Origin of the sequence: Acinetobacter sp. NS-4, from assembly GCF_037402435.1 — a bacterium.
Taxonomy (GTDB): Bacteria; Pseudomonadota; Gammaproteobacteria; order Pseudomonadales; family Moraxellaceae; genus Acinetobacter.
The window spans coordinates 93,117-117,029 of sequence record NZ_JBBEUE010000007.1 but is presented as its reverse complement, the minus strand read 5'-3'; the positions used below and the strand labels follow the sequence as shown (position 1 = coordinate 117,029).

Below are 23,913 nucleotides of genomic sequence, written 5' to 3'. Positions count from 1 at the left end.
CATAAAAATTCCGTCATAATCTTTATTTTTCTCGTATTCCAACGCGTAAAAGTACAGGAAATGTTACATCTAAGTTTTCAGGCACAGCTTGTAAAGCGTTTGAAATGAGTTGAAGCGGGTCATGATGGTGTTTTTCTTGGTAATGCTTGAGCGCTGACCATGTTTTTAAATAGCTCAACAGTTGCTGTGGTGACCATTGATATTGCAAATGCATCTCTGGTACAACCTGTTCATTAAAAGGAAACGGAATGCTTTGATACAACTCATCAATATAACGGCGCTCAGCATCCCAATAGCCGTTTAGAGTTTCAAAGTACAGCTGTTGAACCAAACTGTTAATCGCAGCATCCTGCACCTCAATCAGGCCATAACCAATGGCAGCAAAAATCCCTTGCGGTTTAAGCACCCGTTTGACTTCTTTATAAAATGCATCGAAGTCAAACCAGTGAATCGCTTGTGCCACCGTCACCAAATCGAGGGACTGCTCTGGAATGGTGGTCTGCTCTGCCGCTTGTACCTGATAGCTGACATTTTCAAAATAAGGCGCTTGTTGTAACTGAGCCTCGCTAATATCTGTAGCCAGCACATGCTCGAAATATGGAGCCAGAAGCTGGGTAAACTGACCTGAGCCCGCGCCGCAATCCCAGGCAAAAGTTCGTTCTGGTACATGACGTAAAATTTCTTTGACAATTTGAATGGAATAGCTCGGACGGGCCTGCTTATAGCGCAAACTATTGCTGGAAAAAAGATCTTTCATTTAACGATGCTCAAATATTTTTATCAGTTTAATCAATAATCTGATCGATTCTAAAACTGGTCTGGGCAATGGGCACCAGCTGATCGTTCAATTGATAATATTTAACATCGTATGTACCCACTTTCCAGCCTTTTGCTGGATTAAAACTGACCCAGTTTTGTTCCCGATTGGCACTGATGCGCTGAGGCATAAAAAACAGCACTTCACCGGTAGCCTGGTTGCTCCAGCGAACAAAAACCTGCTGGTTATTCGGCGTTTTTCCTAAAGTATCAAAATGGGCAAAAAGCTGCTGTCCGGCATAAATCTGTCTCGGCAGCACGTTATTGGCTATATATTGTTGCTGCGCCGTGACGTTGGCCTGACCGGTCATGGCCTCATTCGGATCATTTTTTGCATCGACAAATTCACCGACCAGACGTTTGGCAAACTCGCGCTTGTTGTGGATAGTAGATAAATCATAGTCCGGAAAAGCCTGCGACAGATATTTATCGATCTGCTCGGGTGTGGCCTGATCGATAATACTATTGAGTTGGGTTTTCTGTTTTTTCAGCTGTTGCTGCAATACCCGATGATTGTCAGGTTGCGCTTGCGTGTTTTGCTGAATGGTCTGGATAAAATTTTCCACAGCCATATCCTGAGTATGCTCAGGAACAGATGGTTCAGATTCAGGCCTGGATGGGGCAACAAAATAGCCCAATCCAAAACACAGCATGCCAATCAGCAGCGGCATCACAAATTTCATGCGGCTTAAATACACGACTTAGTTGCAGCTAATGGTTTCAGTCAGGTTTCCGACTGTGATATTCAAGCTACCTGTAGGAAATAATGCCCCTGCAGCGACTTGCTGCCTGGTCAAATTGGTTCCTGAAAGCAGTCTTAATCCCTCCGAAGTACAAAGTCCGGTTTGGGTATCATTGGTCAGTCTTGCCACACAGCCATTTACTGTCACTTGATGGATATTTGCTCCAGGTTGAGCACATAGCTGAGTAATAACAACTGAAGAAGGTGATTCCAGCTCACAGGCTGAACAGTCCTGATTTGCGCCACCACAGGCATTGGCCGCTTTTTCACTGCGGCAAATAAAAGTTTGCGTACCAAAGGTAAAGGTTTTCTCAAAAGAAGAGTTGAAGTGATCTTCAAATCCACTACCACCACAAGCCGTGACTAATACCGATAAAAAAGTGAATACGGGGAGCGCGATTCTTTTCATTGTAGAGTCTCCAATAGTTATTGCTTTGATTCTATAAGAAAGAAATCCTCAACCTGTGGAAATGTAAAGCGAGAAAATTATTGCATTTTCGGTGTCGGTACCACAGGTACAGGAGGATTATTCACAGAACGTTCAAGCGTACCAATATTGATATTGTTCAGGTTGATCTGTAGATGACCACGTTCGAGGGGCTGCATACTGTTGCTACGGTCTATGCCAAAGGGTTGCAACATAATATACAAGCCTTGCGTAGGATCACTCGACTGTAAACCCTGAGCAATATTCAATACATGTTGTTGAAGTAAGGGAGGTAAGGAATTGAGGTCTGGCTGTGATTGTAAGGGCTGAATTTCAAGATTGGCAACCACATGACTGTCTATCATAAAGTTTTGAGCTTCACGTGAATTACGAATTATTTGATGCTGTAAAGCACGGCGATTCATCTCATCATTCTGATACGGCACAATCCCTGTTTCTTTACGTAATTCTGGCTCAGCCAACACTTGCAGGGTCGGCAAGGTCACAGTTTCATCCGCATGGGCCATCATGCTTTCTGTACCACCGAATATCAACACCAACGCAGAGATTTTTAGAAGATTCATAAGCTTGACTCGTAACGTAATTTCAAGGCAATGCAGCTTCACACCATGCAAGGAAAATGTTTCTAACTGCAACTTTATAAGTTATAGCCTACATGAAATTCCGTTTTTGCTCACATTGACTCAGATAAACGGTGTTTCAAAACTCCACAATTATGAACGATATTCGATTCTTATTCGTGTTTTATCGCAGCTTGCATGCAGATATAAAACTTATACCCAACAGACAGGCAAAAAAAATCCCCAAACAATGTTTGAGGATTTTTTGAATATGGTGGCGAGACCCAGGATCGAACTGGGGACACACGGATTTTCAATCCGTTGCTCTACCTACTGAGCTATCACGCCAATGCCGTGTATTAAGCCGTATCTGTCATCAATAGTCAATATAATTCATCACATTTTTATTTGATCGAATATTTTTTACCCAAAAAAAATCCCTGATGGGATCAGGGATTGAAATCTTAAAATAGATTTTAAATATGGTGGCGAGACCCAGGATCGAACTGGGGACACACGGATTTTCAATCCGTTGCTCTACCTACTGAGCTATCACGCCGATGCCGCGTATTAAACAGTTTAAGTGTTTTTCAGTCAAGCAAGTTTTGGGCTTTTTAAAGCAAACGTTTATTTTTACAGCAATTTGGCGTTTATTTGCTTATTTTTTATTTAAAACTCAAATCATTATTAAGTGGCATCGATATTTTTCCTCATAAAAAAGCAGCCTCAAGGCTGCTTTTTTATTTGCCAGGCGGGTTTAGATTTTTTCCAGATGAGCCAGACAACGATGAATTGCTCCACAGCCCGGTTCAAATGTCTTCACGCCTTTTTCTTCTTCCATCCGGCACACTTCACTGACCAGGCGTTCTGCAACCCCGCGTCCACGGTTGGCCGGATGTACCACAATATTTTCCAGTACCCGGCTTTCGCCCTGCCCGGTACACCAAATCGCCCCAATCAATTTTGTATTAAATTCTGCTATATAAACTAAGGTATACTGAGCCAAGTTTTGCTCTAGTTGTTCAATGGCATCCTGCCCGTCACCAAATTCCGGGCTGGTGTCATACAGTCGCTCAAGCTGGCTGCGCACTTCGTCATTTTCTAGTGAAGTATAAGCATGTACGGTAATAGGCATTGATTAACCCTCCTGAGCAATCTAATATGCGGGGACTTCGTCACCCGCGAAAAAACATTTTACATCATCATTTTTGACGTTTTTGAGGAACGTGTCTATGACGCAACGTATCAGTGAAGTGGTAAGAAACACTAACGAAACCAAAATCCGAGTTCGTGTGAATCTTGATGGTACAGGTCAAGGCACTCTCAACACAGGTGTTCCATTTTTAGATCATATGATTGATCAAATCAAGCGACATGGCTTATTTGACATTGATATTCATTGTGATGGTGACCTGGATATCGATGATCATCATACCGTAGAAGACTGCGGGATCACACTTGGACAAGCATTTGCCCAAGCCCTGGGTGACAAAAAAGGCTTAAAACGCTATGGTCATTTTTATGCACCACTAGATGAGTCTTTAAGTCGTGTAGTAGTCGATTTATCAGGTCGTCCAGGTCTGTTTATGGATATTCCATTTACACGTTCGATGATTGGTCGTTTTGATGTAGATTTATTCTCTGAATTTTTCCAAGGTTTTGTAAATCACGCCTTAATGACGCTGCACATTGACAACCTGAAAGGCAAAAACAGCCATCACCAAATCGAAAGCGTGTTTAAAGCATTTGCACGCGCGCTGCGTATGGCATGTGAAATCGATCCACGTGCAGAAAACACTGTTGCTTCAACCAAAGGTACTTTGTAATGACCCGTATTGCCCTTCTTGACTATGGCATGGGAAATTTACACTCTGCAGCCAAAGCCCTGGAACATGTTGGCGCAACTGTAGATGTGACCAATGATCCCAAGCTGATTGCCCAAGCCGATAAAATCGTATTTCCCGGTGTAGGCGCAATGCGTGACTGTATGCAAGGCATGCATGAAGCGGGTATTGATGAAGTGGTACGCCATGCCGTATTCAACAAACCTGTTCTTGCGATCTGTGTCGGCATGCAGGCGTTGATGCAGCACTCTGAAGAAAATGGCGGTTCAGATGCGCTGGGTATTTTTGCAGGTGAAGTAAAGCGTTTTCCGGATATGGCAGGCTTAAAAGTGCCGCACATGGGCTGGAACCAGGTGCATCAGGCTGATCCAAGTCATCCAATGTGGAAAGACATTGAACAGGATGCACGTTTCTATTTCGTGCATAGCTTCTATGTCGAACCTCAAGATAAAAGCATTGTGGCTGCCACTTGTGACTATGGTTTAGAATTCTGCACGGCGCTGCATAAAGAGAACCTGTTTGCAACACAGTTCCACCCTGAAAAGAGCCATACCGCTGGTCTACAGTTGCTGAAAAACTTTGTGGAATGGAAGATCTAAACTCATTGCAGTCAGTTTAAAAAAGCTCACTTCGGTGGGCTTTTTATTTATTCGGGATTTTTTCCTTTGTTTTTTGCTAAAAAATGCTTATGCTTTGACCAAATATTCAACATATTTATTTAAAAAATATAGGAAAATAATAATGATTGATACAACAAAAGACTCCGCACTAAACGCAGCCGGCCGTTTTGGGCGCTTATCCTATTTGGGCTGGAATGGTCTGCTATTGTTAGCGGTGATGACACTGGGCATTCTGAGCGCCATCCTGCTTCCCGGTTTTGCACCAGAACCCGGTCAAGGCATGTCAATTTTCCCCATGTTGCTGTTAGGCATTGTCTATATTGCGATGATCTATTTCTCTTTTATTTTTGCGATTCGTCGCCTGCATGACCTGAACCAAAGTGGCTGGTTGTCTTTGCTGATGCTCATACCATTGGTCAATTTGGGTTTAGCCGTGTATTTAACCTTTGCCAAAGGTGATGAACATGAAAACCAGTTTGGTCTACCACGTACCACAGAAACCTGGGAAAAAGTTTTAGCCTGGTTCTATGTACTGGTTTTCCCAATCGGTATTTTAGCTGCAATCGCTATCCCTGCTTATCAAGACTATGTACAGCGCGCACATCAAGCGCAAATAGAAATACAGCAGCAAGCAGAGCAAAACCACTCATAGCTTCCGCTATACATGACTAAAGCCTGCAATATGCAGGCTTTATTTTTGCCTAAAATTTGAAAAACAATTAAGCTGAATGACAATAAACCACGCTATCAATTGTTATGGAAGAGTCGCTGCTTCAAATCCTGCCCAGCAAAGAACAAATTCAGGCCTTCCCTTTATTTCAGAATCTTCCATCAACACAGATTCAGGTCATTCACAGCCTGGAACAGTGTCATGCTTTGGAAGCAGAATTAAAACACTGTGCTGTTCTGGGTTTCGACAGCGAATCCAAACCGACCTTTGAAAAAGGTGAAGTTTCCACTGGTCCGCATTTAATTCAATTGGCCAGTGCCGATAAAGCCTATTTGTTCCAGATTAATCCACAAATATTAGCGTTTTTAAAACCCATTTTTGAAAATCGCGATCAGATTAAAGTTGGCTTTGGCTTAAAAAATGATGCCCATCTATTCCGTAAAAAAGGCATCGAACTGAATAGTGTCATTGAACTGTCGAAATGCTTTTCAGCCTTCGGCTTTTCCAATCCCATGGGGCTAAAAAATGCCATGGCACTGTTGTTTCAGGTCAATTTTCCAAAAAGTAAAAAAATAAGTACCTCGAACTGGGCAAGAAAAATCCTGACTCACCATCAAATTGAATATGCGGCTGCCGATGCCTATGCGCCGGTTTTGGTGTTTGAAGAGTTACTGCGCTTGGGCTTAATCCCGAAACATATTCCCAATACCTCATTAAAATTACGCATTCGCCCGAACAAAATAAAAGCTGTAACTGATGCTTAGAGATTTGCCAATACTTTGTTAAGATGGAACACAATGAATTCAATAAGATTTGGCAAGGAGCGAAAGCATGCTGATCATCCCTGCAATTGACCTGAAAGATGGCAAATGTGTCCGTTTAAAACAAGGCCGTATGGAAGACGATACCGTATTTTCTGACGATCCGGTTGCAACTGCACAGCATTGGGTCAATGAAGGCGCACGCCGCTTACATCTGGTGGATTTAAACGGTGCTTTCGCAGGTACACCAATTCACAAACCTGTGGTTGAAGCCATTGCTAAAGCGCAACCAGAGCTACCCATTCAAATTGGCGGTGGTATTCGCTCGCTAGAAACCATTGAACACTACTTGGATGCTGGCGTATCTTTCGTGATTATTGGTACTAAAGCAGTTCAAGATCCTGAATTTGTTGAAGAAGCCTGCAAGAAATTCGCGGGTCACATTATTGTGGGTATCGATGCCATGAATGGCATGGTGGCAACCGATGGCTGGGCAAATGTCACTGACGTAAAAGCGACTGATCTTGCTAAACGTTTTGCTGATGCCGGTGTATCGAGCATTGTCTATACCGACATCGCACGTGACGGTATGATGCAAGGTGTAAACATCGAACAGACCGTTAATCTTGCAACCTATTCAGGTTTGCCTGTAATTGCTTCTGGCGGTGTAACCAATCTTGATGACGTTCGTAAATTAAAAGGCCAGCCGGGCATTTTAGGTGCGATTACTGGTCGTGCAATCTATGAAGGCACACTGAATCTTCGTGAAGCGCAATCACTTTGGGATGATCAATCCATTTAATATGTCGATCCATTCTTAAGAGGTCTTCGGACCTCTTTTTTATTTCAATAAATTTCTTCGCTGTATAGACATGTCAAACGCCCCTTCCTGGTTTAAAACCAAAACTCCGCAGCTTGCCTTAATTTTAATTACCATAATTTGGGGCGGCTCATTTATCACCGTGCAATACGGTTTAAATTTTGCCAGTCCGATGTTTTTTGTCGGCTGTCGTTTTGCCGCAGCCATGCTGTTCGTGGGTCTTTTTTCCTGGAAAGATTTAAGTGGAATCCAACTCAAGGAAATCACAGCAGGAGCTTTGATTGGTCTGGTGATTGCCTTGGGTTATGGCACGCAAACTATTGGACTGCAAAGCATCAGCAGCAGTGAATCGGCCTTTTTAACGGCGCTTTATGTACCTCTTGTGCCGATTCTTTTATGGTTACTGTTCCGTAAAACCCCGCAATTCATGACCTGGTGTGGCACAGTGCTGGCCTTTTTAGGTCTGGTCTTTTTAACCGGCAATGGCCTTGGGCAAGTACAACTGAACTTTGGACAAATGATCACCATTCTCGGTTCAATTGCTATTGCCATGGAAATTATTCTGATTGGTTTTTTTGCTGCTAAAGTCAATATCCGTCGTGTCACCGTGATTCAACTCGGCTTTGCCTCGATTTTTGCTTTTTGCATGATGCCTTTGGCGGGTGAAAGCTGGAATCCGGTGTTTTCCTGGCCGCTGGTGATCATTTTAATTGGCTTAGGTTTTGCCAGTGCCGTCATTCAACTGGTGATGAACTGGGCGCAACGCGAAGTTGATCCATCTCAAGCAGCGATTATCTACTCGGGAGAACCAGTTTGGGCAGCCCTGATTGGCCGGATCGCGGGTGAGCGTTTGCCCTTACTGGCCATCCTTGGTGGAGTGTTGGTGGTTTTAGGAGTGATTGTCAGTGAGTGGAAACCGAAGTTTTTGAAGAAAAATAAAGAAGTGAATCCTTAAAAGATCTCTTTCTCCTAATATTTCTCTAAAGAAAATTCCTCACCTTCCAGGAGCTGTTAGGACAGATTAATTTCAAGACCATGAGAAATTCGAATTTTTCACTGCACATTGTTGCTCTCTCCTGAATCCTCTCCCACAGGAAGAGGAAGAATCCTTCTCGGTTTTTGTTGAAGGAAAGATATTTAAAACGACACCATCTTCCCCGGATTAATCAATGCACCCAGCCCATAGGCGCTTTTTGCTACCGGAATGACCACGGGTGCCAGTGCACGACCAAACAGAATGTCCTGATGATGAATACGAGTCAGCATATTGAAGTCATCCGCTTTGCCACAGAAATCATCCGCAATTGCCTTACCGATACGTACCGTTTGCGCTACGCCATGGCCGCTCCAACCCTGTACCGCATAAATTGGGAATCTGTTGCCAAACTTGCGGCTATCTGCTGCACCATTCATGGTCAGGTCAGTGGTTCCACTCCAGACAAAATCCAGCTCGACACTTTTTAATTGCGGAAACACATGTTGAATCCGGCCCAATAAATACTGATGGGTTTTTTCAGGATTCCAGCATGAGCCTGTCCCCTCACCACCAAACAATAGGCGGTTTTGAGATACACCACGGTAATAGTCGATCTGGAATTGTGTGTCATATACCGGCGCATCTGTTGGTAATAATTCTTTTAAATCAACTTCTAATGGAGCTGTGGTACAGACATAGGTATAGAACGGAATCGTGGTCTGATTATTCTTTTGCAGCAACTTAAAGGAGGCATGATGCACCCCCATCACCACACTTTTACGGGCTTTGATCACGCCACTGGTGGTGGTCACATAAATACCATCTTCCCGTTCTTCTACTGCAGTGACTTCAGTTTGCTCATAGACTTTGCCGCCATTTTTACAGAAACCATAAGCCAACCCCCTGTTTAAAGCCAGGGGATGAATATGTCCACCCAGAGCATCCAGCAAACCACCACAATAATTGTCAGAGGCAATGTGTTCTTTCAGCTCATGCTTGCCCACCACTTGAGTATGGGCCTCACCCAAAAACTTGCGTGCATCGGCACCTTGAGTTAAACCGACCAGATGCCCTTCATGTACGGCAGCGGTGATATGTCCACGTTTACGCTGCAAGTCCAGATCGTATTGATATGCAATCGAATCAATTAAAGCCATGGCTTCGGTTGAGGTAAAGTGCCAGAGTTTTTTGGCATCTGCATAACTGAAATGTTCAATCATTTCTGCCGCTTCCCAACGTGCCAAACCAGGAGTCAATTGCCCGCCATTTCTTCCAGAAGCCGCACTGCCAATCCGGTTTTTCTCGACCAGAACCGTCTCCACGCCCTGTTCTGCCAGATGCAAAGCGGTTGATGCCCCCAGCAAGCCGCCACCAATTACCACCACATCACATTCAATATCGGCACTCAAGGCATCAAACTGGTGCCATTGTTCCAGTGAACTTTCATAGTAATTCGCAGGATGCCCAAATGCACCATGCTTTGGATTAACCCAGTTCCATTCCTTGCCACTTTGTTGGTTTACGCTGGCTTTAAACTCTACATCATTTAAAAATACTGGCTTTTGTATATTCATGTTCATTCTTCCCATCTTCAATTCATTTCAAAATTTGCGGCAATCTTTTAGTAGGCGTTGCCAATCACAATGGTTTGCTTTTTCAGTTTTTTGTACAGGAAGATCACAATCCCGACAGACAGCCAGCCACAACCAAACAACAGTGCTGAACGCTCCAGGTTGAACCATAAACACATGATCACGCCGACCGAAATAAACGGTAAAATCAGGTTCAAAAAGATATTTTTCATCCCGTGGCGTTGCTGGTCACGGACATAAAATTTGACGAAAACTGAAAAATTGACTGCTGTAAAGGCAATCAAAGCCCCGAAGCTAATCATGCTCACCACAGTTGCCAGGTCAAGGGCGATGGCAGTCAGGGAAATCAAACCAACCAAGAGTACTGCATAAAGCGGTGTACCTAATTTGCTGTGAACTTGCCCAAAAGTTTCTCTATGAAAAATACCATCTTTACCCATAATATGAATCAGACGGGATGCACTGGCATGGGTTGCCAGACCTGAAGCGAAGGTATTCATAATTTGTGCACACAGAAATACCGACTGGAACAATGCTCCACCGACATACAGCACAATTTCAGGCAAGGCTTCATCCGGGTTGTTAAAACGGACATTGCTTGGAAAATAGAGTTGAATAAACCAGGATGCAGTCAGGAAAATGATGCCGCCTGCCAGTGTAGTGAGCATCACCGCACGTGGAATGGTTCGTTTCGGATCTCGAGTTTCATGCGACATGGTGGTCACCGCATCAAAGCCCAGGAATGAAAAGCACAGAATGGATGCCCCTGCAATCAAGGGCAGGATGGAGCTGTCACCATTAAATAATGGCGCAAGAGTCAACACGTGCTCATACCCTTGTCCCTCACCTACACCGCGAATCACCAGATAGATGAATAGCACCATCAGCAATAAAGGTGCGACCACAAAGACCAGACTGAGATTGGCAAGGAAATTAATGCGGAAACAGTTAATGAGTGTGACCAGGCCTGCAAACAGCGTGACCCACATCCAGTAAGGTACGCTGGGAATAACCGCTTCCAGATAAATCCCGGCCAACAAGGCATTCACTAAAGGCAGCAAGATGTAGTCGAGCAAGGAACACCAGCCCACAAAGAAGCCAGCTTTGGCTCCACAAGATTCCGCGGTGTAGGTATAGGCAGAACCGGGTTTTTCAGTTTGCCGGCTAAAGCGTGCATAGCTAAATGCAGTCAGCAGCATCGCCACCAAAGCAAAAATATAAGCCAAGGGTACCCGGCCATCGGTGATTCCGGACACAATACCAAAAGTATCAAACACCACCATTGGGGTCATATAAGCCACACCAAGGATGACGACTTGCCATAACGACATTTTTTTGAAAGAGACTTGTGTTTTCTCCATAGCTGTCACCTGAACATTATTTATTTGAGTTATTTGTTCATTTGCAACGACTATGCCATATAATAAAAAATAAATATTTAATTCAGGCGCGAGTAAATGCCAAAGTACAGTTTAGAAACTCGAAAATCAGCCATTCAAATGTATAAAAAAACTGATTACAAAGTTGCAGTATGCAAAGAATTCAACATTTCTCGTGTGACGCTGGATGCGTGGATCAAGCTGGAAGAAGAAACCGGAGACTTACTACCAAAACCGGCAAAAAACCGCGGCGCACCGAGTCATATTAAAGACTGGAATGAATTTCAAGTATTTGTAAAAAATACAAAATTTAAGAATATTAGCGACCTTGTAACATTATTTGAGCAACGTTTTGGCTATGCAGTTTCTTATGCAGTTTTGGTGCGTGCAATTCATGTTTTAGGACTACGCCGCCGTCGCGGTCGGTTTTATTCTTAAGCCTAAAACCAGGCTAAATTTAAATAAAAAAATAGAAATTAAACTTATATAAATAACTGTACATTAATGTATATTAATTTTATTAAAAATGTAAATTATAAATATTAAAAAAGTAAACTTATTAAAATAAAAAAGTAAATTTTAAATATTAAAAAAGTAAAGTAACTTAACTAAAAAAGTATGCTATAAAAATTAAAAAGGTAAACTGATTTTTTACAAAAGAATTAAATTAATGCATCTGTTTAAACAGATGATTCATTATAGCGCATAAAAAAGGTGGCTATTACCACCTTCATTTTTTTAGATCCGTTGTTATTGATACATAGGCTGATTGTCATTCAGACAAATAATACCGCGAATAGCACGATACACAATCCAGATCCAAGAAATGCCAATTACCAGCAGACAAAATGCACTTGCGCCTAAGGCAACCCCAGTAAATACATCCATGTTTTCACCCGTGAAAAACAGGAAAATAAAAGGAATAAAGGCAATCAGGTTCCAAAACAGATACCACCAGAAGGATCGGATTTGCCAGCTAAAATGACTTTCAAAAATGGAGCCCCGTACCTCATTGCGCTTTATATAGTTAATGATCAGAGCAACAACGGCCAATAAGCCCCCCGTAAAAATGGCAATAATGTACAGGATATAAAGAATTAAAGTGAGCGTACGATTGGGATCTTGATCTATAGAATAATTCATTGTCATGCCTTATAAAGGGAAGGTTCTCCTTAAAATTTCAGCACATTGAAAGGAGAAATCAGCCATAAAATCAAAAGTATGTTCAAGGCTATAGTACAAAAATAAATCTTTCTAAAGGGTTGTTTTTGTGTTTTATGGCGCAGTTTTTCCTGAGCCAGCCATGCAGTAGGCCAGCCTCCCAGAAAAGATAACAGATGCAGGGTTTGCTCGGGTACGCGGCGATTACCTTGCAAGGCAGCTTCTTTATCTTGAGCGTACATCCAGTAAGTGATGGCATTAATCACGCTAATAAATAACAGCACCATGCCACTTAATAAACCCGCTATGGTAAACACGGCCAGAGCCAAAATATAACCGATACAGGCAATTTGCATCGGTTTTAATTTTTGTGCCGGTTGCTTGGAGATCTTTGGCTTGCTCACATTCTTTTTGGTCTGTGACGCTTTAAGATAAGTCACCTGCTGGGCACGATAACGTCCATCTCCATCCAGCAATACCGTATATTCAAGCGCACAACCCACAATCGGACGGGGCCCTTGACGGGCAAAATCCTTGATATGTAAAAACACGCGATCTTTCGAGGCATCATTGGGCTGAATAAAACCATAGCCTTTTTCATCAAACCATTCGACTAATCGCCCCTGATCACGCATTTTTATATCCTATATCAAGCCGTCACAAATTTTAGTCGTTCTACCAGCATATTACGCATTTCCAAAGGATTTTTCTGAAGAATATCATCTCCTGTACGTCCTTGTTGTGCATTTTTTTGTGCGACTTGTAAACGCATCAGCCAAAACCGTGCTGCCGCCATGGCCAGATAAATTTCCAGACAGGATTTTTCATCCTGAGTCAGGGGGCGCACCGTTTCATAGGCTTCTAAAAAGGCTTGGGCTTTCGCTTCATTTAAATGAACTTCAGGATATTCGGTACAGAAGTCATTTAAGGTAATGGCAATATCAAAAAGGAATTCATCTTTGTTGAGTTCGTAAAAATCCAGGATTCCTTTCAATTCGTTGCCTTCAAACAAGGTATTGTCACGGAACAAATCGGAATGAATAAAGCCTTTCGGACGGTTTAGATATACTGCCGTAAGCGCTTCATATAACCCCAGCACTTCACTAAGTAGAATAGAATCTGCCGGATTCAAAGTGGATTTTAATTCCTTAGCCACTTGCAACCAGTAATCATGGTTACGATACTCGGCACGTTCCAAAGGGAAATCCTGTAAGGCAATATGGATTTTCGCCTGAGCAACGGCAATCGCCTGTGCCTGTTCCAACGTTGCCGGCATGGGATGTTTACCCAGCATGCGTGGCGCAATCTGCGCAGGTTTCTCTTTTAAAGTATGAATGGCCTTGCCCGCATAATTCAGCGGTACTGGAACAGCCAGACCCTGTTTACCCAAATGCTCAAGTACCGGAACCAACTCCGCTGCCCCTTGTTCATCCATTTCTTCAAATACGGTCAGCACATACTGCTTTGCATTTTCACAGACTAAAAAATAGTTTGTATTCTGAATACCTCCTTGAATCGGAATCAGCTCAATCACCTCTAATCCATAAGGTGCTGCAAAAGCCTGAACTTCCTGTAAAGTCAAAGTGGTATAAACCGACATAGAAAACCTGCGAAAAAACTTACATAATTTTGATAGAATACCTTCTACAACTACCAAGGTGTAGCACCTTCGTGGCGAAGTTTCATAATCGGCTGTTATTTTTGGAAAAAATTATGCTTGCTAAACGTATTATTCCTTGCCTTGACGTAGATAATGGTCGAGTTGTGAAAGGTGTACAGTTCCTTGATATTCGTGATGCAGGCGACCCGGTTGAAGTGGCTCGCCGTTATAACGAACAAGGTGCCGATGAAATTACCTTCCTGGACATTACCGCAACCTCAAGCGGCCGTGATACTACTTACCGTACCGTTGAACGCATGGCAGAAAGCGTATTTGTACCTTTAACTGTAGGTGGCGGGGTACGTAAAGTTGAAGATATCCGCCTGTTGCTGAATGCCGGTGCCGATAAAGTCAGTATCAACTCTGCTGCGGTATTTAACCCGGAATTTGTTCAGGAAGCTTCGCAACGCTTTGGCGCCCAATGTATTGTGGTCGCGATTGATGCCAAGAAAACCGGTGACAACAAATGGGAAATTTTCACTCATGGTGGCCGTAAACCAACCGGGATTGATGCCATTGAATGGGCAGTGAAAATGGCCAATTACGGTGCGGGCGAACTTTTAATTACGTCTATGGATGCCGATGGCACCAAAGCCGGTTATGACCTGGCATTAATGCGTAACATCAATGACCGTGTGACCATTCCAACCATTGCTTCTGGTGGTGTAGGTAACTTGCAGCATTTGGCTGACGGTATTCTCAAGGGTGGTGCCGATGCGGTACTGGCAGCCTCTATTTTCCACTTTGGCCAATACACCATTCCGGAAGCAAAACAATATCTTGCAGCACAAGGGATTGAAATGCGTCTCTAGATGATACTTGCTAATCTCAAAAAGAGTGGTTCCCCACTCTTTTTTTATTTATAGATCAGCTCTGAAATCAAGCCTGCACAAAAATTGCAGATAAAAAAAAGGAGTCTTGAAGACTCCCTATAAACCAAGAAAACTACAGCGCGGTTTCTTGAAAAGTAAAAACAATAAAATGACATATACAGTGACTCGTCAAGTTAACTAGGCCAACCTGATTTCGAAAACAAATATATAACAAAAAAGTAACAAAAACATTGACCATTAATGCCGAAAATATTGACAAATTACGACAAGATCTCAGTAGTCGTGACTTCTGGCTATTTTATCGCGATATCTTCCTGAACAATAAAAATGACAATCCATTCTGAGAAAATAATCATTTCTCCTGTTTTTCTACCCATTTTGCCGGAAAATAGCGATCAGTTATGCCGTTCAACAGATTTGAAACTGTGCCGGGAAGCTGGATTCCTAATGGATTTTTCTCCTGCAATTCTGGCGATGAAATAACCCGAGTTCCCAGAATGTAATCAAACCAAGGTTTGGTCACACACCAGTTGGCATCCTGATTGGAATTCATATGATGATCATAATGCCAGGGAATTTTTTTCATGGCCCATTCTGGCTCTAAATGGGCACGGCGGTGAATATAATAATAATTACAGGCGCTATATACCGTAGACAGTGCCATGCCTTTGGATACAGGATAAAATAGTGTACCAAACACGCCAGCAACTACTGCTAAGGAGGCAATTTCATTTTTAGTGCGCCAATTTGCAAGACCTTCGACATAGCCATGGTCATGAAATGCCGTTTTTCTGACTTCACGATGATGTTCCCAATGGGACTTCATGCTGTCGGGCACAGGGCTATAACGAGGCTTTCCACTGCGATGTGTACCATGCAAAATATATTTGTGTGCCACCCATTCAAAACCGTTAGCCACCACCAGCCCAACCAAAAAACCTTTCCACATATCTATTTTCTCCTTATTCCATATTGAATATAGATCATAAAATGTGCAAAATGCTAACTATAAAATAATATTTAATTGACAAATTACGATAATAAAAAGATCAATATGCCACATTCTAAAGACTACACAGGCTCCGTATATGGTGGACTTGGACATTTAATTTATGCCTATAGTCAGGCCAAAGGCTTAGCTATTTCTGAAAAACTTGAACAAGTTCAGAATCTGGAACGTTTTGACTTCTGTCTCTGGCGTGATTTGCTAACAGATATAGATCAACATCTGCAAATTCCGGCATTAGGCCTGGATATTGCCGAACATGTCCAGCCTAAACATTTAGGCATCATTGCCTATATCGCCCTGTCCTGCAACACTTTGGGGGAAGCCTTATACCGTTATCATGATTTTCATCGACTGATCTATGATGGTAGTTCCTTAGAGCTCAATATACAGGATGGATATCTTGCGCTTGGCTGGGGATACATCCCCTTTCATTTGACCACGCAAATTACCCAGGAAAATGCCATTGCCCTGATGGTGCAATTTTTAAAACATTTTCTGGAATTTAAAGATATTCATATACATGAAGTGCACTTTATTCATCCTGCACCCAAAAATGTGGCCATCTATGAACAATACTTCAATTGCAAAGTCCTGTTTTCCCAGCCTAAGGCCCAAATTATTGCACCCATTCATCAGCTGACTAAACCTATACGTCAAGGGGATCAGACCTTGCAGCATTTGCTGATGCAACAAGCCCATGCCCTATTAGATAAGCTTCCCAATTCCACCCAGCTCGATCATCGTCTGCAAAAAGCCATTCTCATCGGGCTGCAAAAAAACCAGTATCAAATCGAACCTATTGCCAAACAGTTACATATGTCGGTACGCCAACTGCAACGCCATTTGCAACAACAAGACACCACCTATCAGCAACGCATGCAAGAAGTACGACATTTATTGGCGGAGCAATATTTAAAAGACCGACATCTCAGCCTGCAAGAAATTGCCTTATTGCTCGGCTATTCCGAGCAAAGTGTCTTCCAGCGTGCGTTTAAGCAGTGGACAAGCATGACACCGCAACAATGGCGACAACAACAATATGCATAAAGCTGGATCCAGATGGCCATGTGAATGTCATGTCTGTTCATCATATTGTGATTAAGAAACAAGTAATTTCTCAATAAATATAAAATATACTGAATGATTAAAAAAAATAAATAGCAGCATCTGGAGAATAAAATGAATAATAGATATCTTGCCGAATTGATTGGAACATTCTAGTTAGTCTTTGGTGGTTGCAGCAGTGCCGTACTTGCAGCAACCTTTCCTGACTTGGGCATTGGCTTTGCCGGTGTGTCCTTGGCTTTCGGCCTGACAGGAGTGTATGCCTTAGGTCATATTTCAAGGGGTCATTTCAACCCTGCAGTGAGTGTAGGCTTATGGTTCGGTGGTCGTTTTGATGCCAAACACCTGATTCCTTATATTATTTCTCAAGTGATCGGCGCGTCTTTAGCTGGGCTGGTATTGTATCTGATCATACAGGTTCAGGCCGGTTTTTCCGGTACAGCAGGCTTTTCCAGCAATGGTTTTGCCGAGTTATCGCCTGGGCACTATTCCATGACTTCGGCACTGATCATTGAAATTGTATTGACTGCATTTTTCCTGATTGTGATTATGGGTTCTACGGATCAACGTGCACCGGCAGTTTTTGCACCAATGGCTGTTGGTTTGGCTTTAACCCTGATTCATTTAATCAGTATTCCAGTCACCAATACCTCGACGTAGTACCGGTGTGGCCTTTTTTGCGCAAACTGCGGCTTTAAGCCAACTTTGGCTATTCTGGGTAGCCCCTATTTTTGGTGCAATTCTGGGTGCACTCATTTATAAAGTGGTGGCCCGTGAAAAAGACTAAAACTTCTGACCATAAAAAAGCTCACATCGGTGAGCTTTTTTTTTGTTCCATGTGGAACATGGGACTGCTTATAAGAATGGATTTTCAATTTCCTGTTCATCTTGACGATCAATTTTTTCCGGAAGATCGGGTTCACTTTCCAAAGCACTGACCACGGCATTGATATAATTCTGCAACGCTTTGGCAGCCTGCAGTCCAGCCTGATCCTTGGTCAGTTGTAAATTGCCATAAATACTGACACAGTCTTCTTGGTTTTCTATAGTTAAGTCATGAATGGCGTGCGATTCATTACCATTTACAAAAGGCCTGAACATTGTATTCTCACTGATCGTTGTTGTTATTTAAAAAGTAGGATGATTGCCATCATCCTACCTAAAAAAAGCTTATTTCAACAACTGCAAAATGTACTGTAAAAGTCCTTCAATCAATTGTTTAACAATCGCATCTTGGGTATTTGGAGCGATAGTAGGCGTACTGTTCTTGTTCTCACCCGATGCTGCTTGAGTTGAAGAACTCGGATTAACCGATGAAGATTTAAACTGTTTTTGCAAAGCAGTCAGCTGATCTGTACCGACTTCCTCAGCACATTGGCTTTCTGCATCCCAATGTGAATAAGTGATTTGCTTATTGGCTTTCACAGCCGTTGCGGTTAATGGCAAATTATAAGTATTGCGCTTTTGGTCTTCGGTTAACTGCGGGAAAATATTAATTCCAGTGAGATCTTCCAAAGCACATATACTGATCACCTGAACTTTTGGTGCGGTATCCTTCAGGGTATTGTCGGCATAGTACACACCTGCCGCCCCGGTTTTAGGTATGTAGATGGCTTTATAGGTGGCTGTTGGAACAATCACCCCCTTACCAATCATCTTCAGCTTTTTAGCCGAATATACCGGCCCAGTAACAAGATAAACATCCTGCTTTTGCTTGGTCACAATAGCACGAGTCGCCTCTTCTAGCTCTCGCCACACCTGCTGATTATTCTTCGGTGCCTGTGGCACCATGTTGGCCAACGAGAAGCTGTCAAACTGCGCCGCTTTATTCGGCATATCGGCATTCGGTGCCATGTGTCCGCGGTCATAACCTGATGCTTTGTAATCTGACAAGGTTGCCCGATGTTCTGCTTTTACGCCGGTTTCTTCATGAAAGCTGTCTTCACGAGGAATTTTTTGGCTCAAACGCTGCGGAGTCAAGGCTTCAGCCACCCACAAAGGGGTTTTGGATACCCCAGAATACATCACATTAAAACCGTTAAAACAGAGCGGATACGTATTTTTCTTCAGGCTTTCTTTGGCCAAATAAGGCGGAATATCACGATAAAACTGGTCCAGACAGGCCGAGTTTGATGAAGACGGCAATGAGACCAGCCGTTGAATTTTTTCCTGTCCAAAGGCAATTGCAAAACTGCTGGTCGCGACTACGCCCAAAATAATTTTTAAACTATTCTGGTTTAAAATTTGCATCAAAGATTGACCGGTTTTACGTTTCTTAATTGCCATTGTGTGACCAACACCCATTTTTCACGAGCTTAACAAGCAGAGAAAATGAAGTATATGTAGCAAAATTTATTTGCTTAACATTTAGGCTAAAATTGGTTAACAAAAGCACAGTTGTTGTAACAGTATGTCTAATTTTCTAAAGCTTTTCTAACAAGTCTTAATAGCTTTACGTATGTTTGATTGAAAAACCGATCATGCTTATGACAAGGTAAAAATACGCAAAAATTCTAGATAATTATTTCTACGGAGTATTTTATGCATTTTAAGCTTTTAGGTTTGAGTCTAGTTACAGGAATGATGAGTGCAACCGCATTCGCAGAACCCGCCATTCAACCGGGTGATACTTTAGAAAGCCTATCTCAAGTCAAAGTTAACACTACGGTAAATGGTCAAGCCGGTTCCATTCAAGATTTAGTGGCCAACGGTCAAATCCGTATTGTTGATGCAGACCAAGTTGCTGCTGAAACCGAATTGCAAAGCAATGCTGCTGCGGATACCACTGCAGACCAAGCCGCTCCACAAACTGCCGAGCTCAATACCACAGCACAAAATGCTGAGGCCACCCAAGCTGCATCTGAAACCGAAGCGCAAACCACCTCTGCTTCAGATGCAACTGCAACTCAAAGCCCAGAAATGAATACCGGGGCACAAGCCGTTGACCCGGCTACAAAACAGGCAAATGCACCTGCTACCGAGCAAACAGCTCAGGCTGCATCTAAAAATGTAGATCCAATGCAACCCGATACCGAATTAGCCGCCCAACAAGCTGAACAAATGGGCAATCAAGAAGCGGCAGCTGTACAGGCACCTGTAACTGATAGCAGTTCCGCTGCGACATCAGCGCTGATGCCGGATTCTTCTATCAATGCGGCAGCGAATACGGCCAATATGCCTCAGAGTGGTGTAAACAGTGAATCTGCGGCTGCAACACCAGTAGATACTGCTGACGCGACTGCTACAAATGAAGCATTTGCAGCAACACCTGAAGCTACACAGCCAAATGACGCAGTACAGGCAGCACCTAAAGCTGATGCTACAGATGAACCAGTCAATGCATCTCCTGAAGTGCCAGTGGCTGACGTAACAGAGAACTAATCACACTCTTTTCAGGCTTTCATCCTCCAAATAAAAAACCAAGGATTTTCCACCTTGGTTTTTTATTGTCTACACGATCTGAAACTTATATTTCGATTTGACTACCTAATTCAACCACACGATTGGGAGGAATCCGATAAAAGTCACTCACCGGACTGGTATTGCGCTGCATCGAAATAAACAGCTTTTCACGCCAAGAGGCCATACCATCACCCACTGTACTAATAATTCGTTCACGCGAAACAAAGAAGCTGATTTGCATCAAATTATATTCGAGTTCAATCGATTGATAGACCGCTTCGAGTGCCTGCGGAATATTCATCTCATCTTTAAAACCGTAAAATAGCTCAACCCGATAAAAATGCCGATTCATCATTTCTACTTGGAACCGATCCTGATCAGCAACGTAAGGAACATCTTGAATTTTAACCGTCAAAATAATATTTTTCTGATGCAAGACTTTATTGTGCTTCATATTATGCAACATGGCATGCGGCACCACGGTGGGAGTACCCGTGAGAAATATAGCTTCCCCTTCTACCCAATTGGCTTGCTCATCGATACTTTGCACGAATATATCTAAAGGCAAGGTATCTTGCTGGAGCTTGGCGAAGGTCAGTTCACGCCCTTCTTTCCATGTCATTAATAGAAGGAAAGCAATTCCACCAATCAACAGTGGAACCCACCCCCCAGAGAATACTTTGAGTGAGGTTGCGCTTACCAATACCAAGTCCAATACCAAGAATGGAATAATCAGCAACATCAGTTTCGGTAGGTTCCATTTCCATGTGTAACGAATAAACACAGCAATCAGTAATGTGTCACATAACATGGTCATGGTCACAGCCAGACCATAAGCATGAGATAAGCGTGAACTGGTTTGGAAAATCAAGATCAGCACAATAATAGAGGCCAGCAAAACCCAGTTCAGTAAAGGCACATAAATTTGTCCCTGTTCTGAATCTGAGGTGTGCTTAATGGTCAGTCGTGGTAAATAACCCAATTGAATGGCTTGACGTGCTAAAGAGAACACCCCTGAAATAACAGCTTGAGAGGCAATGACCGCGGCCATCGTTGCCAAGAAAATCATGGGGTATAGAGCCCATTCAGGTACCAACAAATAGAATGGATTTTGAATCGCACTTGGATCGCGAAGTAATAATGCCCCCTGACCTGCATAGTTAATTAACAAACAAGGTAACACCACAAAAAACCATGCCAAGCGAATAGGAACAGGACCAAAATGGCCCATATCGGCATACAGGGCTTCCCCGCCTGTCACGGTCAGCACTACCGCACCCATAATAAAGAAGGTCATTAAGGGATTAGTAACAATAAACTGGAAAGCCCAATGTGGACTAAACATCCCCAAAACCACAGGAGTCTGAATAATGCTGGAGATTCCCAAGAATCCGAGTGCTAAAAACCATAATAAAGTTAATGGACCAAAAAACTTGCCCACAAAGGCTGTTCCATACTTTTGCATGATGAACAATATGGTCACAATCGTCATGGCGATTGGTACAATATAAGGGTCTAAAACATTTGTAGCGATAGAAAGCCCTTCAACTGCAGATAACACTGAAATTGCGGGGGTAATGATGCCATCCCCAAAAAACAGGGAAGCACCTATAAAACCAATTGCGATTAACAGTAACTTTTTTTGATCACTAAAATTTGTATTACGCAAATTTAAGGCCAACAGCGCCATAATTCCGCCTTCGCCATTGTTATCTGCACGCATAACAATCGCGACATATTTAATGGTAATGACCAGTGTCATGGTCCAAAAAATAATCGACAAAATACCCAATACATTTTCAGGATTAATCCCCAAGCCATGTACTGTATGGAATGATTCTTTCAATGCATAGAGTGGACTGGTTCCAATATCTCCAAACACAACCCCTAATGCTGCCAGAGTAATCGCAGGCAATGCGGCTTTTTGTGCAGTACTTTGCATATTTCGTCTTCGTTTTGAACACTATTTTTTCGCAATGATATCACTGAGCAAAAACTTTTGCTCTAAATCAATTGTTTCAACTTGGCAGAAGGGCTTTTTTTCGCTATTATCGCGGCGCAATGGTGAGGTGTCCGAGTGGCTGAAGGAGCACGCCTGGAAAGTGTGTATACGTTTGCGCGTATCGAGGGTTCGAATCCCTCTCTCACCGCCATATTCTGTTCTCATGATGATTCATGAGGTCTTAAAAAGCTTAAACCTAAAGGGTTTAGGCTTTTTTTGTGTCTAATACGATCCACTTTATCTGTTGCAATCCCGATATATTCGGGGGTATAACTGGGGGTATAATTAATTACCCCCATTTTTATACCCCCAGATTTCTACGGAAACCATTGCAATGCTTACAGATGCTTTTGTTAGAAAAATCAAACCAGCAGAAAAGAAAGCTAAATATGCTGATGAAAAAGGCATGTACTTGGAAGTCACGCCTTCTGGCGGTATGCATTGGCGGATGAAATTTCGCTTCAATGGTAAAGAAAATATCTTCAGTATTGGTTCATATCCTGAAACCACGCTTGCGCAAGCCCGCCGCGCCAGAGATGAAGCGCGCTTAAGACTTAAAGATGGGATCAATCCCAATGAGGCCAAAAAGCAAAAAAAATTGCATGCCGATGAAAATACGCTTTTTAAATCACTTGCAATGGAGTGGATGGAAGACCGCAAAGCCGTCATTAAAGAAACCACATACCTCCGGGATCTCTCCGTATTTGAAAAAGACCTGTTCCCGGCTTTAGGCAATATGCCTATTGATCAAATCAAAGGAAAAGATGTGCTCGCCTGCGCCAAAAAAATCGAAGCTCGCGGCGCACTAGAAATGGCCAAACGATCCATCCCTCTCGCTGGCCGTATTTTTCGTTTTGCCATCCGTAAAGGACTTATTGAGAACGACCCTACACCGCACTTAGGAGAGGCCTTAAAACCGCGGAAAACAAAGCATATGGCACGCTTAGATATTTCTGAATTTCCACCCTTCCTTGAACGTATGGACCGCTATCATGGCAATCCAATAATCAAGACAGCCATACAGCTGATGACTTTAACTTTTGTTCGCACTGCTGAATTGAGAATGATGGAGTGGAATGAGATTGATTTTGATAATTATTTATGGAGAATTCCGGCAGAAAAAATGAAAATGGCACAGCCTCACATTGTTCCATTATCTAGGCAGGCAATTGAGCTAATAGAAGGACTACGGCCTCTCACAGGCAATAAGCAATATGTTTTTTATAACCACAGTACAGCCAAACCGATGAGCAGCAATGCTTTGCTCTGTGTGATTCGTACAATGGGCTATAATGGTAAGATGACTGGGCATGGCTTTCGTGGGCTTGCTTCTACAACATTACATGAGCAAAGCTATATGCATGACGCCATTGAAATTCAGTTAGCACACAGAGTAGGTAATGCCGTTTCTCAAGCATATAACCATGCACAGCACTTAGAATACAGAACAAAGATGATGCAAGACTGGTCTGATTTTATTGATGGGTTGAGAGATAAAATTGTGCCTTTACCAAAGCTTAAAATTATTCAAGCTTAATCTCATTATAGTCCTT

At 42.8% G+C, this 23,913-nt stretch carries 24 protein-coding genes, 3 tRNA genes and 2 pseudogenes; 13 read left to right on the top strand and 16 right to left on the bottom strand.

Features of this window, described 5'->3' with window-relative positions; translation table 11 throughout:
- Positions 1–22: 22 nt before the first annotated feature.
- From WAE57_RS07660 to WAE57_RS07630, 7 genes are all read right to left on the bottom strand, one after another.
- Complete coding sequence (locus WAE57_RS07660; protein ID WP_337709755.1) at positions 23–757, bottom strand: class I SAM-dependent methyltransferase; 735 nt, start codon at positions 755–757, stop codon at positions 23–25.
- A 28-nt stretch (positions 758–785) separates the two neighbouring features.
- The gene (locus WAE57_RS07655; protein ID WP_337709753.1) at positions 786–1,487 is read right to left on the bottom strand and encodes a hypothetical protein; all 702 of its coding nucleotides are present in this window, start codon (positions 1,485–1,487) and stop codon (positions 786–788) included.
- Between the two features lie 30 nt (positions 1,488–1,517).
- Entirely contained in the window at positions 1,518–1,967 is a 450-nt protein-coding gene (locus WAE57_RS07650; RefSeq protein WP_337709751.1) for a hypothetical protein, read from the bottom strand.
- Positions 1,968–2,044: 77 nt separating this feature from the next.
- A complete protein-coding gene (locus WAE57_RS07645) occupies positions 2,045–2,569 on the bottom strand; it encodes a hypothetical protein (protein ID WP_337709749.1) in 525 nt (174 codons plus the stop codon).
- Between the two features lie 269 nt (positions 2,570–2,838).
- Positions 2,839–2,914 (bottom strand) — tRNA-Phe (locus WAE57_RS07640).
- Between the two features lie 135 nt (positions 2,915–3,049).
- Positions 3,050–3,125, bottom strand: a tRNA-Phe gene (locus WAE57_RS07635).
- 198 nt (positions 3,126–3,323) lie between these two features.
- Entirely contained in the window at positions 3,324–3,701 is a 378-nt protein-coding gene (locus WAE57_RS07630; protein ID WP_337709747.1) for a GNAT family N-acetyltransferase, read from the bottom strand.
- Positions 3,702–3,798: 97 nt separating this feature from the next.
- Between WAE57_RS07630 and hisB the strand changes: the two genes are divergently transcribed.
- The 6 genes from hisB to WAE57_RS07600 all read left to right on the top strand — a co-directional run bounded on the left by hisB (position 3,799) and on the right by WAE57_RS07600 (position 8,236).
- The gene (hisB, locus tag WAE57_RS07625) at positions 3,799–4,392 is read left to right on the top strand and encodes an imidazoleglycerol-phosphate dehydratase HisB (protein ID WP_067725592.1); all 594 of its coding nucleotides are present in this window, start codon (positions 3,799–3,801) and stop codon (positions 4,390–4,392) included.
- Positions 4,392–5,009, top strand: a complete 618-nt coding sequence (gene hisH / locus WAE57_RS07620; RefSeq protein ID WP_337709742.1) for an imidazole glycerol phosphate synthase subunit HisH — start codon at positions 4,392–4,394, stop codon at positions 5,007–5,009. The genes hisB and hisH overlap by 1 nt, the downstream gene beginning before the upstream one ends.
- Positions 5,010–5,151: 142 nt before the next feature.
- Positions 5,152–5,682, top strand: coding sequence for a DUF805 domain-containing protein (locus WAE57_RS07615; protein WP_337709740.1), 531 nt, complete (start codon positions 5,152–5,154; stop codon positions 5,680–5,682).
- Between the two features lie 104 nt (positions 5,683–5,786).
- Positions 5,787–6,464, top strand: coding sequence for a 3'-5' exonuclease (locus tag WAE57_RS07610; protein WP_337709738.1), 678 nt, complete (start codon positions 5,787–5,789; stop codon positions 6,462–6,464).
- 67 nt (positions 6,465–6,531) lie between these two features.
- Positions 6,532–7,263: a 1-(5-phosphoribosyl)-5-[(5-phosphoribosylamino)methylideneamino]imidazole-4-carboxamide isomerase gene (gene hisA, locus WAE57_RS07605; protein WP_086174636.1), complete on the top strand. Its 732-nt coding sequence runs from the start codon at positions 6,532–6,534 to the stop codon at positions 7,261–7,263.
- A gap of 70 nt (positions 7,264–7,333) precedes the next feature.
- Complete coding sequence (locus WAE57_RS07600) at positions 7,334–8,236, top strand: DMT family transporter (RefSeq protein ID WP_337709736.1); 903 nt, start codon at positions 7,334–7,336, stop codon at positions 8,234–8,236.
- Positions 8,237–8,418: 182 nt separating this feature from the next.
- Here the strand turns inward: WAE57_RS07600 and WAE57_RS07595 are convergent, their stop codons facing one another.
- Positions 8,419–9,837 (bottom strand): FAD-dependent oxidoreductase, encoded by a 1,419-nt coding sequence (locus WAE57_RS07595; protein ID WP_337709734.1) that lies wholly within the window; start codon positions 9,835–9,837, stop codon positions 8,419–8,421.
- A gap of 41 nt (positions 9,838–9,878) precedes the next feature.
- Entirely contained in the window at positions 9,879–11,210 is a 1,332-nt protein-coding gene (locus WAE57_RS07590; protein WP_337709732.1) for an APC family permease, read from the bottom strand.
- Positions 11,211–11,306: 96 nt separating this feature from the next.
- Here WAE57_RS07590 and WAE57_RS07585 point away from each other — a divergent pair, with 96 nt between their 5' ends.
- On the top strand, positions 11,307–11,666 hold the full coding sequence (locus tag WAE57_RS07585) for a helix-turn-helix domain-containing protein (protein WP_337709731.1): 360 nt from the start codon (positions 11,307–11,309) through the stop codon (positions 11,664–11,666).
- A 312-nt stretch (positions 11,667–11,978) separates the two neighbouring features.
- Here WAE57_RS07585 and WAE57_RS07580 read toward each other — a convergent pair whose 3' ends face one another.
- The 3 genes from WAE57_RS07580 to WAE57_RS07570 are packed head-to-tail and all read right to left on the bottom strand — an operon-like array spanning position 11,979 to position 13,989.
- Positions 11,979–12,371 (bottom strand): hypothetical protein, encoded by a 393-nt coding sequence (locus tag WAE57_RS07580; protein WP_337709730.1) that lies wholly within the window; start codon positions 12,369–12,371, stop codon positions 11,979–11,981.
- Positions 12,372–12,400: 29 nt separating this feature from the next.
- On the bottom strand, positions 12,401–13,024 hold the full coding sequence (locus WAE57_RS07575) for a DUF1294 domain-containing protein (RefSeq protein ID WP_337709729.1): 624 nt from the start codon (positions 13,022–13,024) through the stop codon (positions 12,401–12,403).
- A 14-nt stretch (positions 13,025–13,038) separates the two neighbouring features.
- Positions 13,039–13,989 (bottom strand): homoserine kinase, encoded by a 951-nt coding sequence (locus WAE57_RS07570; protein ID WP_337709728.1) that lies wholly within the window; start codon positions 13,987–13,989, stop codon positions 13,039–13,041.
- A gap of 110 nt (positions 13,990–14,099) precedes the next feature.
- Between WAE57_RS07570 and hisF the strand changes: the two genes are divergently transcribed.
- The gene (hisF, locus tag WAE57_RS07565) at positions 14,100–14,861 is read left to right on the top strand and encodes an imidazole glycerol phosphate synthase subunit HisF (RefSeq protein WP_337709808.1); all 762 of its coding nucleotides are present in this window, start codon (positions 14,100–14,102) and stop codon (positions 14,859–14,861) included.
- A gap of 373 nt (positions 14,862–15,234) precedes the next feature.
- Here the strand turns inward: hisF and WAE57_RS07560 are convergent, their stop codons facing one another.
- Positions 15,235–15,831: a hypothetical protein gene (locus tag WAE57_RS07560; RefSeq protein WP_337709727.1), complete on the bottom strand. Its 597-nt coding sequence runs from the start codon at positions 15,829–15,831 to the stop codon at positions 15,235–15,237.
- 105 nt (positions 15,832–15,936) lie between these two features.
- On the opposite strand from WAE57_RS07560, the gene WAE57_RS07555 reads away from it, so the two are divergent.
- Both WAE57_RS07555 and aqpZ read left to right on the top strand, forming a co-directional pair.
- Complete coding sequence (locus tag WAE57_RS07555; RefSeq protein ID WP_337709726.1) at positions 15,937–16,938, top strand: AraC family transcriptional regulator ligand-binding domain-containing protein; 1,002 nt, start codon at positions 15,937–15,939, stop codon at positions 16,936–16,938.
- 132 nt (positions 16,939–17,070) lie between these two features.
- Positions 17,071–17,743: pseudogene (gene aqpZ / locus WAE57_RS07550) on the top strand (aquaporin Z).
- A 68-nt stretch (positions 17,744–17,811) separates the two neighbouring features.
- Here the strand turns inward: aqpZ and WAE57_RS07545 are convergent.
- Both WAE57_RS07545 and WAE57_RS07540 read right to left on the bottom strand, forming a co-directional pair.
- Positions 17,812–18,057 (bottom strand): hypothetical protein, encoded by a 246-nt coding sequence (locus WAE57_RS07545; protein WP_337709724.1) that lies wholly within the window; start codon positions 18,055–18,057, stop codon positions 17,812–17,814.
- A gap of 69 nt (positions 18,058–18,126) precedes the next feature.
- Positions 18,127–19,242 (bottom strand): DNA/RNA non-specific endonuclease, encoded by a 1,116-nt coding sequence (locus WAE57_RS07540; protein ID WP_086174648.1) that lies wholly within the window; start codon positions 19,240–19,242, stop codon positions 18,127–18,129.
- Positions 19,243–19,497: 255 nt separating this feature from the next.
- On the opposite strand from WAE57_RS07540, the pseudogene WAE57_RS07535 reads away from it, so the two are divergent.
- A pseudogene (locus tag WAE57_RS07535) lies at positions 19,498–19,686 on the top strand (hypothetical protein); the annotation flags it as partial.
- 736 nt (positions 19,687–20,422) lie between these two features.
- Here the strand turns inward: WAE57_RS07535 and WAE57_RS07530 are convergent.
- Positions 20,423–22,300 carry a potassium transporter Kup gene (locus WAE57_RS07530; protein WP_337709721.1) on the bottom strand — a complete coding sequence of 626 codons (1,878 nt, stop codon included), beginning with the start codon at positions 22,298–22,300 and terminating at the stop codon, positions 20,423–20,425.
- Positions 22,301–22,421: 121 nt separating this feature from the next.
- Here WAE57_RS07530 and WAE57_RS07525 point away from each other — a divergent pair.
- Together WAE57_RS07525 and WAE57_RS07520 are read left to right on the top strand one after the other, a co-directional pair.
- Positions 22,422–22,511: transfer RNA gene (locus WAE57_RS07525), tRNA-Ser, on the top strand.
- 183 nt (positions 22,512–22,694) lie between these two features.
- Positions 22,695–23,897, top strand: a complete 1,203-nt coding sequence (locus WAE57_RS07520; protein ID WP_337709720.1) for an integrase arm-type DNA-binding domain-containing protein — start codon at positions 22,695–22,697, stop codon at positions 23,895–23,897.
- Positions 23,898–23,913: the final 16 nt, after the last annotated feature.